Here is a 13,253-nt window from a genome sequence, read left to right as displayed (position 1 = left end):
CCGTTTGGATGTGCGGCTTATAAAACCCGCGTCGTGGCAGTGTCAAGCGCGGTCTTTTCAATTTCGCGAATGAAAACCCGCGCCTGCCGCCCGTGCACAGGTCAGGCGGCGACGGGTGTGGAAAGCAGGGCCTTCAGCGCGGCTTCCGCTTCCGGTGCCCGTTCGGACCGTTCGATGAAGCCGCCGCCCCAGACGCGGGAATCGGGGCCTTCCGCCGAATAGAGGACGCAGGCCTGGCCGGGTGCCACGCCGGCTTCGCCGATCGTCAGGTCGACATAGACACCCCGGTCGTCGCAGCGCAGCGTTACCGGCGTCGGCGGACGCGTGGAGCGCACCTTGGCAAAGCAGGAGAAGCCGCCGGCAGCATCCTCCTCGAGCGAACCATCGCCCAGCCAGTTTACGTCGCGCAGGTAGACGCGCCGCGTATCCAGCGCCTCCTTCGGCCCGACGATGACCCGGCGTCCGCGGGCATCGAGATAGACCACGTAGAGCGGATCACCGGTGGCCACGCCAATGCCGCGGCGCTGGCCGATCGTGTAGTGAAGGATGCCCTCGTGCTGTCCGAGCACGCGCCCGTCCATATGCACGATGTCGCCGCCGAGCGCCGAATTCGGTCGGACCTTGTTGATGATGTCCGTATAGCGCCCCTGCGGCACGAAGCAGATGTCCTGGCTGTCGGCCTTCTTGGCGACAACGAGGCCCATGTCCTCGGCAAGCGCCCTCACCTCTGCCTTCGACATGCCGCCGAGCGGAAAGCGCAGGTAGTCGATCTGTTCCTGCGTCGTGGCAAACAGGAACCAGCTCTGGTCGCGGTCGCTGTCGATCGGCCGGTAGAGCGCGCGGCGGCCGGGATTGCCGGGGATCGGGTTCGGCCGCGAGCGGATGTAGTGGCCGGTCGCCAGCGCGTCGGCGCCGAGTTCCTTCGCCGTCGCCAGCAGGTCGGCGAATTTGACGGTCTGGTTGCAGGCCACGCAAGGGATCGGCGTCTCGCCCATCGCATAGGCCTCGGCGAACGGGTTGATCACCGCATCGCGAAAACGCTTCTCGTAGTCGAGCACGTAATGGGGAATGCCGAGCGTCTCGGAGACGCGGCGGGCATCGTCGATGTCCTGGCCGGCACAGCAGGAGCCGGCGCGATGAACGGCCGCGCCATGGTCGTAGAGCTGCAGCGTGATGCCGAGCACGTCATAGCCCTGGCGCTTCAGGAGCCCCGCCACAACGGAGGAATCCACGCCGCCCGACATGGCGACGACGATGCGCGTGTCTTCCGGCCTCTTGTCAAAATCCAGCGTATTCACAGGAACTCTCTCAGTCGCTCGGGCGCCGGCCTGCATGAAAGCGGCGGCATTGCCTGGGGCGGGTTCGGCCGCGCCAGGCTGTTCTTGCCCCGGATATAGAAAGGATTGGCCGCCCGTGCAAGCGCGGCTGTTCTCACAGTGTCGGCGCGGTCGCCTGTGAAGCCTCCGCGGCCACCGCCTGCCCCCTCGCATCGGCCGATCCCTCCGCGCGCACCTTCGGCAGGCCGGACGGATAGGTCTGCTGGATGAAGTCGATCAGCTTCTCGCGCACCTCGCAGCGCAGGTCGAACGCACGCCCCGCATTGCTGGCGGAGACAAGGATGCGGACCTCCATGACGCTTTCCTTGAAGTCGGTGACGGCGACGTTGACGACATCGCGGTCCCAGAGCGCCGAATTGGCTGCGATCTCCTCCACCTTGCGGCGGACCTCGGCCACCGGCACGCTGTAGTCCAGGTAGATGATCACCGTGCCGATCAGTGCCGATCCCTCGCGCGTCCAGTTCTGGAACGGCGTATCGATGAAGTAGCCGAGCGGCAGGATGAGGCGACGCCAGTCCCAGAGCTTGACGACGACATAGGTGGAGGTGATCTCTTCGACATTGCCCCACTCCCCTTCGACCAGCAGCGCATCGTCGATGCGGATCGGCTGCGTGATCGCCAGCTGGATGCCGGCAAAGAGGTTCTTCAGCACCGGCTGCAGCGCCAAGCCGAGAACGATACCGGCGACACCGGCAGAGGCCATCAGCGACACGCCGTACTGGCGAACGCCCGGAAAACTCATCAGCGCCGCCGAAATGGTGAAGGCGATGATGACGGTCACCGCGACCCGCTCCAGGATCCGCGACTGCGTCACATGCTTGCGGGCCAGCAGATTGTCTTCCGCGTCGAGCTTGAAGCGCCTGAGGTAGACCGTCGTCCAGATATGCAGGGCGGTGCGCGCCATCCAGCCGATCACCACGATGAAGCAGAGTAACAGGATGTGCCGCAGCACACTCTCCGCGTTTGCGCTCAAGGGCGCCACCACGACGCCGAGCGACAGTGTCCAGGTCAGGATCGCCAGCCTCACAGGCCGCCGCGTGCGCTGCACGAGGGAGCGCCAGAACAGATCGCGTTTTTCCGCCACCCGGGTCGAGATCCTGAAGACGATCTTGTGGATGAGCAGCCCGAGCACGAACGACAGGAGCAGGATCAGCATGCTCAGGATCGGGTCGGGCACCCAGCGGACGAACGCGTGAATGTATTGTTCCAGTCGTGCTTCCATGCAGCCTAATGGTAGGGTGCAACGCAGCAGCGAAAAGGCCTGTTGCAACATTTTCACGCCTGGCGACTTTTGACGTAGCAGCATAACAAGCCAGGGAGGAACAGGATGCGACCGTCGAACGGCTTCGATCTGGAGCGCTTCACGCAGGCGCAGGCGCCCGTCTACAGGCAGGTGCTGGCCGAATTGCAGCAGGGCGCTAAGCGCTCCCACTGGATGTGGTTCGTCTTTCCGCAGGTGGAAGGGCTGGGCTCTTCCCCGATTGCCGAGCGATACGCGATCGGCTCGCGCGCCGAAGCCGAAGCCTACCTGCGTCACCCGGTGCTGGGTCCGAGACTTGTCGAATGCACGCAGCTGATGCTGCAGCATGAAGGCACGAGCGCGAATGCCATTCTCGGCTCTCCGGACGACATGAAGTTCAGGAGCTGCATGACGCTCTTTGCAGCCGTCAGCGAAAAGGGCTCGCCTTTCGAGCGAGCCCTTGCGGTGTTCTATGGAGGCAACCGCGACGAAAAGACCGTCGCGCGCCTGGGTGACTAGGCCGTCTGGATCGCCGAGAGTTTCCACTCCTGCGCCGGCTTGCGCACGAAGGTCCAGATTTCGACGGTCTCCGTGGCGACATCGGGATCGCCCTTCGTTACCGCACCGGTATCGCGGTCACGCATGACGTCGATGCTCGAGTAGCGCATCGCGACGGTGGCATACTCCATGCCGTTTTCGCGCCATGCCTCGGAGAGGTCGCCCTGCAGCAGCGTCACGTCGCGAACCTCGTTCTTGAGACCGTTGGTGGCGTTCTCGCCCAGTTCCTCGGCAAGATAGGACATGGCTTCCGGCGTGGTGATCGCCCGCAAGGCCGCGTAGTCCTCGGCGGCATAGGCCGCCTGAACCTGCTCCAGAAGCTTCTCGAAAAGCGCGAGGTCGCGGCTGGTCACGCCGATCTCGTCGGTGGCATCGGATGCCTGGCGCGGCGCGGATGCGGCACCTGCGGCAGCGCCGCCGCTGAGCGAACCCATCTTCGGGATCTGGAACGACGAGCCGCCCTGCTGCTGGGGCGCCTCATAGGAATTGCGTGCACTCGTTCCGGCCGGACCATTGGCCGTCTGCTGACGGCGCGCGAAGAAGCGCATGGCGAGCATGGCCAGACCCGCAATCAGCGCGACCTGCAGCAGCATGCCGAGGAAGCCTGCGGCACCGCCGAAGCCCGAGCCCATCAGCATGCCGAAGAGGCCGCCGAGGAAGAGGCCGCCCAGAAGGCCGCCGGCGAGACCGCCGAAAAGTCCGCGGCTCTGCGGCGCAGCCTGTCCAGCGGCATTCGGCGTCGCGGCGTTGCGCTGCGTGCCGGGCGTCATGGTGCGATCGACCGGTGCAGCCGGATTCGGCGCAGTCCGGGTAACGGCGGGCGTGTTGAAGGTACGGCTGCCACGGCTGCCAAAACCACCGCCACGGCGGGCTTCCGCGAAATCGACGGCCGCCAAAGAGAAGGCCATCGCAAGGGCCGCGATGGCAAACACGCTCTTGAAGCGGCGGATGGATGAAAACATTCTGATCTCCTCACGATCCGCAAGCGCGCGGACTGGGAGGCATATAGCGATTGTTGCCCTGCTTTTTAAGAGCGTTTCGGCAACTGGCGCAGAAGTGACCGGTCCTTTTGTGGTTTTTCTCGGATCGTCAGCCGCGTGCCACAGCCCAAAATGAAAGAAGGCCCGGCGCAACTCTGCCGGGCCTTTCTCTTGTCCATGAAAAACGGATCAGTCGACGTTGAACACCAGCGGCTTTGCCTGGCGGATGGCCGGGTTCGCCGTCAGCTTGTCGAGAACCTCCTGCTTCACCGGCGCGTCCACATAGAGCAGCGCAATAGCGTCACCGCCCTGCTGGTCGCGGCCGAGCTGGAAGTTGGCGATGTTGACGCCGCCCTCGCCAAGCGTCGTGCCCATGAAGCCGATCATGCCGGGAACGTCGGTGTTGGAGATGTAGATCATGTTCTGACCGACATCGGCATCCATGTTGATGCCCTTGATCTGGATGAAGCGCGGCTTGCCGTCGGAGAACACGGTACCGGCAATCGAACGCGTCTGGTTCTGCGTCGTCACCGTCAGCTTGATGTAGCCGTCGTAGACGCCCGTCTTGTCGCGCTTGACCTCGGAAAGCACGATGCCCTTTTCCTTGATCATGATCGGCGCTGAAACCATGTTGACGTCCGACACCTGGTTGCGGATGAGACCCGCCAGAAGCGCGCTGGTCAGCGCCTTGGTGTTCATCTCGGCCGTCGAGCCGTCGTAGAGGATCTCGATTTCCTTGATCGCGCTCTCGGTCACCTGACCGACGAAGGCGCCCAGAACATCCGCCAGGCGGATGAAGGGCTTCAGGATCGGTGCTTCTTCCGCCGTGATCGAAGGCATGTTGATGGCGTTGGAGACGGCGCCCTTGATCAGATAGTCCGACATCTGCTCGGCCACCTGCAATGCGACATTCTCCTGCGCTTCCGTGGTCGCGGCGCCCAGATGCGGCGTGCAGACGACGTTCGGCAGACCGAAGAGCGGGCTTTCCGTCGCGGGCTCGACCTCGAAGACGTCGAAGCCGGCACCGGCCACGTGGCCCGACTTGATGGCGTCGGCAAGCGCTGCCTCGTCGACCAGCCCGCCGCGGGCGCAGTTGATGATGCGCACGCCGGGCTTGGTCTTGGCGAGCGCTTCCTTGCCGAGGATGCCGCGCGTCTTGTCGGTCATCGGCACATGCAGGGTGATGAAGTCGGCTTTCGCCAGCAGATCGTCGAGCTCGACCTTGGTGACGCCCATCTCCTGGGCCCGCTCGGCCGACAGGAAGGGGTCATAAGCCAGCACATGCATGCCCAGCCCGATCGCCTTGCGGCAGACGATGCCGCCGATGTTGCCGGCGCCGATGACGCCGAGCGTCTTGCCGGTGATCTCGACGCCCATGAACTTCGACTTCTCCCACTTGCCGGCCTGGGTGGAGGCATCGGCGGCCGGCAGCTGGCGGGCAACGGCAAACATCAGCGCGATGGCGTGCTCGGCCGTCGTGATCGAATTGCCGAAGGGCGTGTTCATGACAATGATGCCGCGGCGCGAGGCGGCCTGGATGTCGACATTGTCGACGCCGATGCCGGCGCGGCCGATGACCTTGAGGTTGGTCGCAGCAGCGATCAGCTTTTCCGTCGCCTTGGTGGCGGAGCGGATGGCCAGACCGTCGTAGTTGCCGATGATTTCGGCGAGCTTTTCCTTGTCCTTGCCGAGCTGCGGCTGGAAATCGACATCGACGCCGCGATCACGGAAGATCTGGACGGCGGTTTCCGACAGTTCGTCGGATACGAGAACGCGAGGTGCCATGTGAGGCCTCCTGAATAGGTTCAACGGTGAATGGAAATGCAGGCTCCGCCCTTGCGGCGGAGCCTCACGCAGCAGGGGTCAGGCGGCAGCCTTCGAAAGCGCGGCCTTCTGCGTCTCGAACGCCCAGCCGAGCCACGGCATCAGAGCCTGCATGTCCGCCGTCTCGATCGTGGCACCGGCCCAGATCCGCAGACCGGACGGTGCGTCGCGATAGGCGCCGATGTCGAGAGCGACGCCCTCCTTCTCGAGCATGGAGACCATGCCCTTGGCGAAGGCCGCCTGTGCATCGGCATCAAGCGCGGCGATGTCGGGATCGACGATCTTGAGGCACACCGACGTGTTCGACCGCGTCTCGTCCTTGACGGCGAGATTGGCGATCCAGTCGTTCTTCGCGACGAAGTCGAAGATGACCTTGGCGTTGGCATCGGCGCGGGCGATCAGGGCCTTGAGGCCGCCGAGCGACTTGGCCCAGGCCAGCGCATCGAGATAGTCCTCGACGCAGAGCATCGACGGCGTGTTGATCGTCTCACCGGTGAAGATGCCCTCGATCAGCTTGCCGCCCTTGGTCATGCGGAAGATCTTCGGCAGCGGCCAGGCCGGGACATAGCTTTCCAGGCGTTCGACGGCGCGCGGCGACAGGATCAGCATGCCGTGGCCGCCCTCGCCGCCCAGCACCTTCTGCCAGGAGAAGGTGACGACGTCGAGCTTGGAGAAGTCCATGTCCTGCGCGAACGCGGCCGAGGTGGCGTCGCAGATCGTCAGGCCCTTGCGGTCGGCCGGAATGAAATCGGCATTGGGAACGCGGACGCCGGAGGTGGTGCCGTTCCAGGTGAAGACGACATCGCGATCGAAGTCCACCTCTGCCAGGTTCGGCAGCAGGCCGTAGTCGGCCTCGAACTTGCGCACGTCCTTGAGCTTCAGCTGCTTGACGACATCCGTCACCCAGCCGGCGCCGAAGCTTTCCCAGGACAGCATATCGACGCCGCGCTCGCCGAGCAGCGACCAGAGCGCCATCTCGACCGCGCCGGTATCGGAAGCGGGCACGATGCCGATGCGGTAGTCCGCCGGCACGTTCAGAATTTCACGGGTGAGATCGATGGCCTGCTTCAGCTTCGCCTTGCCGACCTTGGCGCGGTGCGAACGACCGAGCGGTGCATCGGAGAGAGCTTCAAGCGTCCAACCGGGGCGCTTCGAGCATGGGCCAGAAGAAAAATGGGTGTTTTCCGGACGCAGGTCCGGCTTGGTGATATCGCTCATGTGGCTATCCTTCCAGATAGAAAGCCCTTCGTTGGGGAAGGGTGTCCCACTCGCTTGGGTAGTCCTGAGCACTGTCTTAGTCAAGCGACAAATGTCGCGCGCGAGCCGGTTGCGGTCGCATTTCCTCCGGCCAAAGCAAAAGCCGCCCGGTGGAACCGGACGGCTTTTGCAAATAGTCGAGAAGCTTACTTGTAGACGATCGGCTCCAGCGGAGGCTCGTAGGCCACCGGGGTATCGCAGCCACCGAAGACGTAGCGAGCGCCAACACGGGCCTCGTGGCTGTAGAAGCCCTTGTCCCGACCGGGGCCGCCGCCTTCGTTGTAGCCAAACATATCGCCGCCGGTGACGTGACGGAAGCGATAGCCGACGTCGGCCTTGACGGCGCAGGTAATGTCGACGGTCGCGCCGGCCATCAGAGCGTAGGTGAAGCGCCAGCTGCCGTGCCCGTCGTGCTCGACCGTGTCGTCACAGCTACTGCCATCATCGGCGCAGGAGGTGTTGCGCAGGTTCTTCCAGTCCACATAGGTACCACCGATACCGGCACCTACATAGGGTGTGACGGAGCCATAGGTCCCGAGATCCACATAGGCGTTGGCAAGCAGCGAATAGGCATGCATTGTGGAGAGATCCCGCGATGTGCAGGGTCCGACGCAGGCGCCAAAGTCCGCGCCACCGCCGATTGTCGATCCTTCGAAGTCCGACTTCATGTAGTCGAAGGTCAGGTCGGTGCGCAGATAGTTGTTGATCTGGTAACCGACACCGCCACCGATCAGGAAGCTGTCCTTCAGCGAAGTGGTATTGAAGTCCACATACTGGGACGGATCGCCGCCCTGCATGAACTCGGCGCCGCGGGTCTTGTTGAACGAATAGCCGACATCGCCGCGAAGATACCAGCCACTGGCCTCCTTCACGGTGATTTCAGGAGCATCCATGAAGGGGAGCGGTTCGGGCTGGTACACATCGGCAGAATGGGCGGCACCGACCGTCAGCAACAACGTGGCTGCGCCCAGCAGGCTCTTTTTCATGGCTTCATCTCCAAGCTCGTCATCATTGGCTGTCGCGCACGCGCCAATCGGTTGATCCTGGATGGATAATGAGCCGGAAAGGTAAAGAGCCGCTTAACTATACTAATTTACCAAGACCGAAACAAAAAGCCGGCGCAAGGCCGGCTTTTCTTAGTAGAATTTCGCTCGTGTCAGGCGACGCTGCGTACGTTCGAAATGACGCCGATCAGCTCGTTGACGATCCGGTGGATCTGTCTTTCGTCGTCGCCTTCCGCCATGACGCGGATCAGCGGCTCGGTGCCCGACGGACGGATGACGAGGCGTCCCCTGCCCGCAAGCTCCGACTCGGCATCGGCGATCGCCTGCTGCACGATAATGTCGTCGAGCGGCTTGCCGCCCTGGAAACGTACGTTCTTCAGTAGCTGCGGCACCGGTTCGAACCGCCGGCAGAGTTCGCTGACTGGAATGCCCAGCCGCTTCACCCGCGCCAGGATCTGCAGCGCCGCGACGAGGCCGTCGCCGGTGGTACCGAAATCCGACATGACGATGTGGCCGGACTGCTCGCCCCCGACGTTGAAATCATGGCTGCGCATATGCTCGACCACATAGCGGTCGCCGACCTTGGTGCGGGCGAGGTTCAGGCCCTTGGACGTGAGAAAGCGCTCGAGGCCGAGGTTCGACATGACGGTTGCGACGATCCCGCCGCCGCGAAGCTTGTCCTCCGCCGCCCAGCTTTCGGCGATCACCGCCATCAGCTGGTCGCCATCGACGACCGCGCCGGTCTCGTCGACGATGATGACCCGGTCGGCATCCCCATCGAGGGCGATGCCGATATCCGCCCTCACCTCGTGAACCTTCTTCTGAAGCGCGCCCGGGCTGGTCGAACCGCAGTCGAGGTTGATGTTTCGGCCGTTCGGCTCGTTGCCCATCGTCACGACGTCGGCACCCATCTCCCAGAGTGCCGTCGGGGCGACCTTGTAGGCAGCGCCATTGGCGCAATCGACGACCACCCGCAGACCCTGCAGGGTGACGTCGCGCGGCAGCGTCCGCTTGGCATGCTCCACATAGCGGTCGTCGACACCGTCGATGCGTTTCGCCCGGCCGATATCGGCGGACTTCGCAAGCTGCTGCGTCAGGTCCTTGTCGATCAGGTCCTCGATCTGCATCTCCAGTTCGTCGGAAAGCTTGTAGCCGTCGGGGCCGAAGAGCTTGATGCCGTTGTCCTGATAGGGATTGTGGGAGGCCGAGATCATCACGCCGACATCGGCCCGCAGCGAGCGGGTCAACATGGCGACGGCCGGCGTCGGGATGGGTCCGAGGATGAAGGCGTCGAGGCCGGCGGCGGTGAAGCCGGCAACCATCGCATTTTCCAGCATGTAGCCGGAGAGACGCGTGTCCTTGCCGATCACCACCCGATGGCGGTGGCTGCCGTTGCGAAAGATCGTCCCGACGGCGATACCGACGCGCATGGCGAGGTCCGGCGTCATCGGGAAGGTGTTGGAATGTCCGCGAATTCCATCGGTGCCAAAATATCGGCGTGTCATACATGCTCCTTCGTCACCGCGCCTCATGGCGCGTCATCGCGGCATGCGCCGCGGTCTGGGAGAGACAATGTCCCCAGGGGCTGCGGTCATGCCACAGTTTCCCCATCGAGACACTTAAATTAGCGTCAAAACCGATTACATCCCGTTACCAACGGACAAAGGCCACCCGCTTTCGCGGATGGCCTTTTTGTTCGGTGCTGCGCCGATGTCAGTGCGGCTGGGGCTCAAGGCCGCCTTCAGGCTCGCCGCCCTTGGTCTCGTCCTTCTTGACGCCGGCACTGGGGACGGCCGATCCGCGCGGCGGCGACGTGTCGTCGCCCGTATCCCGCGAAGGTTTCTGCCCCTTGATCAAGGACTTGATCTCTTCGCCCGAGAGCGTCTCGTACTCGAGAAGTCCTTCGGCGAGGATGACGAACTCGTCATGCTTTTCCGTCAGGATGCGACGGGCTTCCGTATAGGCCTCGTCGATCAGCCGGCGCACTTCGGTATCGATCTTCTGTGCCGTCGATTCCGACACATTCTTAGACTGCGACACGGAATGGCCGAGGAAGACCTCCTGCTGGTTCTCGCCATAGGCCACCTGTCCGAGGATGTCGGAGAAGCCCCACTGGGTGACCATGGCGCGGGCAAGCTTGGTGGCCTGCTCGATATCGGAGGATGCACCGGAGGTGATGTTCTCCTTGCCGAAGGTCAGTTCTTCGGCCACGCGGCCGCCCATCATGATGACGAGACGCGAGACCATCCACTTGTAGCTCATCGAGTAGCGGTCGCCTTCCGGCAACTGCATGACCATGCCGAGCGAACGGCCGCGCGGAATGATGGTCGCCTTGTGCAGGGGATCGGCCACCGGCACGTTGAGTGCGGTGATCGCATGGCCGGCCTCGTGGTAGGCGGTCAACTTCTTTTCGGCTTCGGTCATGGCGGAGGAACGACGTTCCGCGCCCATCATGATCTTGTCCTTGGCGTCTTCGAACTCGGCCATGGTGACGATGCGCTTGTTGCGGCGCGCAGCCATCAGGGCAGCTTCATTGACGAGGTTCATCAGGTCGGCACCGGAGAAACCGGGCGTTCCGCGAGCCAGCACCTTGAGGTCGACGTTGGGTGCCAGCGGAACGTTGCGGGCATGCACCTTGAGGATGCGCTCGCGGCCGACGATGTCCGGGTTCGGGACGACGACCTGGCGGTCGAAGCGGCCCGGACGCAGAAGCGCCGGGTCGAGAACGTCGGGACGGTTGGTCGCGGCGATCAGGATGACACCTTCGTTGGCTTCGAAACCGTCCATCTCGACGAGCAGCTGGTTCAGCGTCTGCTCACGCTCGTCGTTGCCACCGCCGAGGCCTGCGCCACGGTGCCGACCGACGGCATCGATTTCGTCGATGAAGATGATGCAGGGCGCGTTCTTCTTGGCCTGCTCGAACATGTCGCGCACGCGAGATGCACCGACGCCGACGAACATTTCGACGAAGTCCGAACCGGAGATGGTGAAGAAGGGTACATTGGCTTCGCCGGCGACCGAACGGGCGAGCAGGGTTTTACCTGTTCCCGGAGGGCCGACCAGCAGCACGCCCCGCGGAATGCGACCGCCAAGGCGCTGGAACTTCTGCGGATCGCGCAGGAATTCGACGATTTCCTCGAGGTCCTGCTTGGCTTCGTCGACACCGGCAACGTCTTCGAACGTCACCCGTCCGTGCGCCTCGGTCAGAAGCTTGGCCTTGGACTTGCCGAAGCCCATCGCGCCGCCACGGCCGCCGCCCTGCATCTGGCGCATGAAGAAAAGCCAGACGCCGAGGATCAGCAGCATCGGCAAAAGCGTGCCAAGATAGCTGAGGAAGCCGGAGGATCCGTCCGTCTCGGGGCGCGCCACGATCGTTACGTCCCTCGACTGAAGGCGCTCGATCAGCGAATCATCGATCACCGGGGAATAGGTCTGAAACCCGGTGCCGTTTTCGGCATAGGTCCCCATCACCCGATTGCCCGTGACCACGACTTCACGCACGAGACCGGCATCCACATCACTCAGGAACTTCGAGTATGGAATTTCTCGGGAGCTCGACTGCGATGGCGCTGTCTGAAACATGCTGAACAGCGCAATCAGAAGAAGCGCTATGATTGCCCAGAGGGCAAAATTTCTAAAGTTTGGGTTCATCGAACTCCCCGGAACTGTATGGCAGCTCTAAAGCCACCTTGCTTGCGGCTTAACATAGGGTTCCGCCCACTGCTTGCCAAGGCGAACCGGATCGACTGGTTACCTTTTCCGCGAGGAATCGTTCCATGGAACCGGTGGGAAAGTGTCGCATCCGAAAAGCTCCGCCAACGTCGTCGCCAGTTTATAGTCGAACTGCGGCAGAAACCGGTCGTATGGCGCAAGGATTGAGACTGCGCCGGGTGCCGCCACCATGCCTCGGGCAGCGCGCAGCGCGATGGAAGCCGGCACACCGGGAAACAGCGCCTGCGCCTCCTGTCGGTCGACCCGCGCCGGACCGATCGTCATGGGTTCCGCAGCACTGTTCGTCACGCGGAAGCGGCCGTCCCAGTCGCGCGTCTCCCCCGCCGCGGCCTGGATCTCGGGCAGTTCGCGGTTCTCCCGGCAGAGGAAAAGACCGTTGCGGCGGTTATCGAACACCACTCGTCCCGCCGTCAGGCGGTCGAGGCGGTGGGCCGCCACCATGTCCATCACCCGGTCCATGCTCTGCGAAGCCGGGCCATGCTCGCGCCCGCCGATCACGGCAGCCGAGGCCGCCAGCGCATAGCGCAACACCGCCGCATCTTCCGCCAGCGCAGACGGACGGATATGCATCAGGACGCCATGATGCACCTGCGCCTGCTCCGCGAGCAGAGCCGCCGCACAGTCTGAAAGCGCCCGCCGCCGCTCCCCCGCCGCCGCGATATCGCTAAGGTCGGTGGCATCTGCGGATTGGAGCCTCGCCCTCGTCCTGACCCGCTCGTAGCGCAGATCGCCGTTGGAAGGATCATCGCTCCAGCCCTGCCCCGCCGCGCGCAGAAAGCCGCGGATGTCCTCGCGCCATGTCCGCAGAAAAGGCCGCAGCAACCAGTGGCGACGGTGCAGGAGCACCGCGTCCGCCATTCCGGCGTGCCCCGGAACCCAGCCGTCTCCGCGGGTCCGGCGCATGGCAACCGTCTCCAGCTGGTCGTCGAGCGTGTGGCCGGTGACGATCGCCGTGGCCCCCATGTCCACGGCGGCACGGCACAACAGGGTGTAGCGCGCTTCCCGCGCGGCCGCGGAGATGCCGCTGCGCGGCTTCTCGTCGGTCCAGGCGAGAATCACATAGGGAATATCGAGCTGGGCACAGAGCTTTCCGACGGCCGCAGCCTCGGCGGCGGATTCCGGACGGAGCCGGTGGTCGACGGTGACGGCAGTCAGCGCCACATCCCGGCCTGCATGCGCTGCGAGCGCCACCAGCAGGCCGGTCGAATCGCTGCCGCCGGAAACTGCAACGAGAAGGCGCACGGGCTTAGGAAGCGTCTGCAGGAAGACGCGGACAGCCTCTGGTGCGGAAAGAATGGAAGGATCGGCGGCGGTCAACACC

The 13,253-nt window shown here is 63.8% G+C and carries 10 protein-coding genes; 1 reads left to right on the top strand and 9 read right to left on the bottom strand.

Annotated elements, in window-relative coordinates; translation table 11 throughout:
* Nucleotides 1-101: 101 nt before the first annotated feature.
* Together mnmA and EO99_RS0101080 are read right to left on the bottom strand one after the other, a co-directional pair.
* Nucleotides 102-1,298, bottom strand: coding sequence for a tRNA 2-thiouridine(34) synthase MnmA (mnmA, locus tag EO99_RS0101085; protein WP_029616802.1), 1,197 nt, complete (start codon nt 1,296-1,298; stop codon nt 102-104).
* A 133-nt stretch (nt 1,299-1,431) separates the two neighbouring features.
* Nucleotides 1,432-2,559, bottom strand: coding sequence for a mechanosensitive ion channel family protein (locus EO99_RS0101080; RefSeq protein WP_037110807.1), 1,128 nt, complete (start codon nt 2,557-2,559; stop codon nt 1,432-1,434).
* A gap of 105 nt (nt 2,560-2,664) precedes the next feature.
* Here EO99_RS0101080 and EO99_RS0101075 point away from each other — a divergent pair, with 105 nt between their 5' ends.
* The gene (locus EO99_RS0101075; protein WP_029616800.1) at nt 2,665-3,096 is read left to right on the top strand and encodes a DUF1810 domain-containing protein; all 432 of its coding nucleotides are present in this window, start codon (nt 2,665-2,667) and stop codon (nt 3,094-3,096) included.
* On the opposite strand, the gene EO99_RS0101070 is transcribed toward EO99_RS0101075, so the two are convergent.
* The 7 genes from EO99_RS0101070 to tilS form a co-directional block, all read right to left on the bottom strand.
* On the bottom strand, nt 3,093-4,097 hold the full coding sequence (locus tag EO99_RS0101070) for a TIM44-like domain-containing protein (RefSeq protein ID WP_029616799.1): 1,005 nt from the start codon (nt 4,095-4,097) through the stop codon (nt 3,093-3,095). The genes EO99_RS0101075 and EO99_RS0101070 overlap by 4 nt on opposite strands.
* Nucleotides 4,098-4,304: 207 nt before the next feature.
* Nucleotides 4,305-5,900, bottom strand: coding sequence for a phosphoglycerate dehydrogenase (gene serA, locus EO99_RS0101065; protein WP_029616798.1), 1,596 nt, complete (start codon nt 5,898-5,900; stop codon nt 4,305-4,307).
* Between the two features lie 78 nt (nt 5,901-5,978).
* Nucleotides 5,979-7,157, bottom strand: coding sequence for a phosphoserine transaminase (locus EO99_RS0101060; RefSeq protein ID WP_029616797.1), 1,179 nt, complete (start codon nt 7,155-7,157; stop codon nt 5,979-5,981).
* A gap of 185 nt (nt 7,158-7,342) precedes the next feature.
* Entirely contained in the window at nt 7,343-8,182 is an 840-nt protein-coding gene (locus EO99_RS0101055) for an outer membrane protein (RefSeq protein WP_029616796.1), read from the bottom strand.
* Between the two features lie 170 nt (nt 8,183-8,352).
* Nucleotides 8,353-9,705, bottom strand: coding sequence for a phosphoglucosamine mutase (gene glmM / locus EO99_RS0101050; protein ID WP_029616795.1), 1,353 nt, complete (start codon nt 9,703-9,705; stop codon nt 8,353-8,355).
* A 208-nt stretch (nt 9,706-9,913) separates the two neighbouring features.
* A complete protein-coding gene (gene ftsH, locus EO99_RS0101045; RefSeq protein WP_029616794.1) occupies nt 9,914-11,851 on the bottom strand; it encodes an ATP-dependent zinc metalloprotease FtsH in 1,938 nt (645 codons plus the stop codon).
* A gap of 99 nt (nt 11,852-11,950) precedes the next feature.
* Entirely contained in the window at nt 11,951-13,252 is a 1,302-nt protein-coding gene (gene tilS / locus EO99_RS0101040) for a tRNA lysidine(34) synthetase TilS (RefSeq protein ID WP_077067021.1), read from the bottom strand.
* Between the last annotated feature and the right edge of the window lies 1 nt (nt 13,253).

Source organism: Pseudorhizobium marinum, from assembly GCF_000705355.1.
Taxonomy (GTDB): domain Bacteria; phylum Pseudomonadota; class Alphaproteobacteria; order Rhizobiales; family Rhizobiaceae; genus Neorhizobium; species Neorhizobium pelagicum.
Note: the sequence above shows the minus strand (reverse complement) of the source record. Positions and strands in the feature narration are given on the sequence as shown.

Excerpts from the sequence above, each read along its gene's own strand:
- EO99_RS0101080 (WP_037110807.1), bottom strand. The coding sequence starts at position 2,559 with ATGGAAGCACGACTGGAACAATACATTCACGCGTTCGTCCGCTGGGTG.
- EO99_RS0101075 (WP_029616800.1), top strand. The coding sequence starts at position 2,665 with ATGCGACCGTCGAACGGCTTCGATCTGGAGCGCTTCACGCAGGCGCAG.
- EO99_RS0101070 (WP_029616799.1), bottom strand. The coding sequence starts at position 4,097 with ATGTTTTCATCCATCCGCCGCTTCAAGAGCGTGTTTGCCATCGCGGCC.
- serA (WP_029616798.1), bottom strand. The coding sequence starts at position 5,900 with ATGGCACCTCGCGTTCTCGTATCCGACGAACTGTCGGAAACCGCCGTC.
- EO99_RS0101060 (WP_029616797.1), bottom strand. The coding sequence starts at position 7,157 with ATGAGCGATATCACCAAGCCGGACCTGCGTCCGGAAAACACCCATTTT.
- EO99_RS0101055 (WP_029616796.1), bottom strand. The coding sequence starts at position 8,182 with ATGAAAAAGAGCCTGCTGGGCGCAGCCACGTTGTTGCTGACGGTCGGT.
- glmM (WP_029616795.1), bottom strand. The coding sequence starts at position 9,705 with ATGACACGCCGATATTTTGGCACCGATGGAATTCGCGGACATTCCAAC.
- ftsH (WP_029616794.1), bottom strand. The coding sequence starts at position 11,851 with ATGAACCCAAACTTTAGAAATTTTGCCCTCTGGGCAATCATAGCGCTT.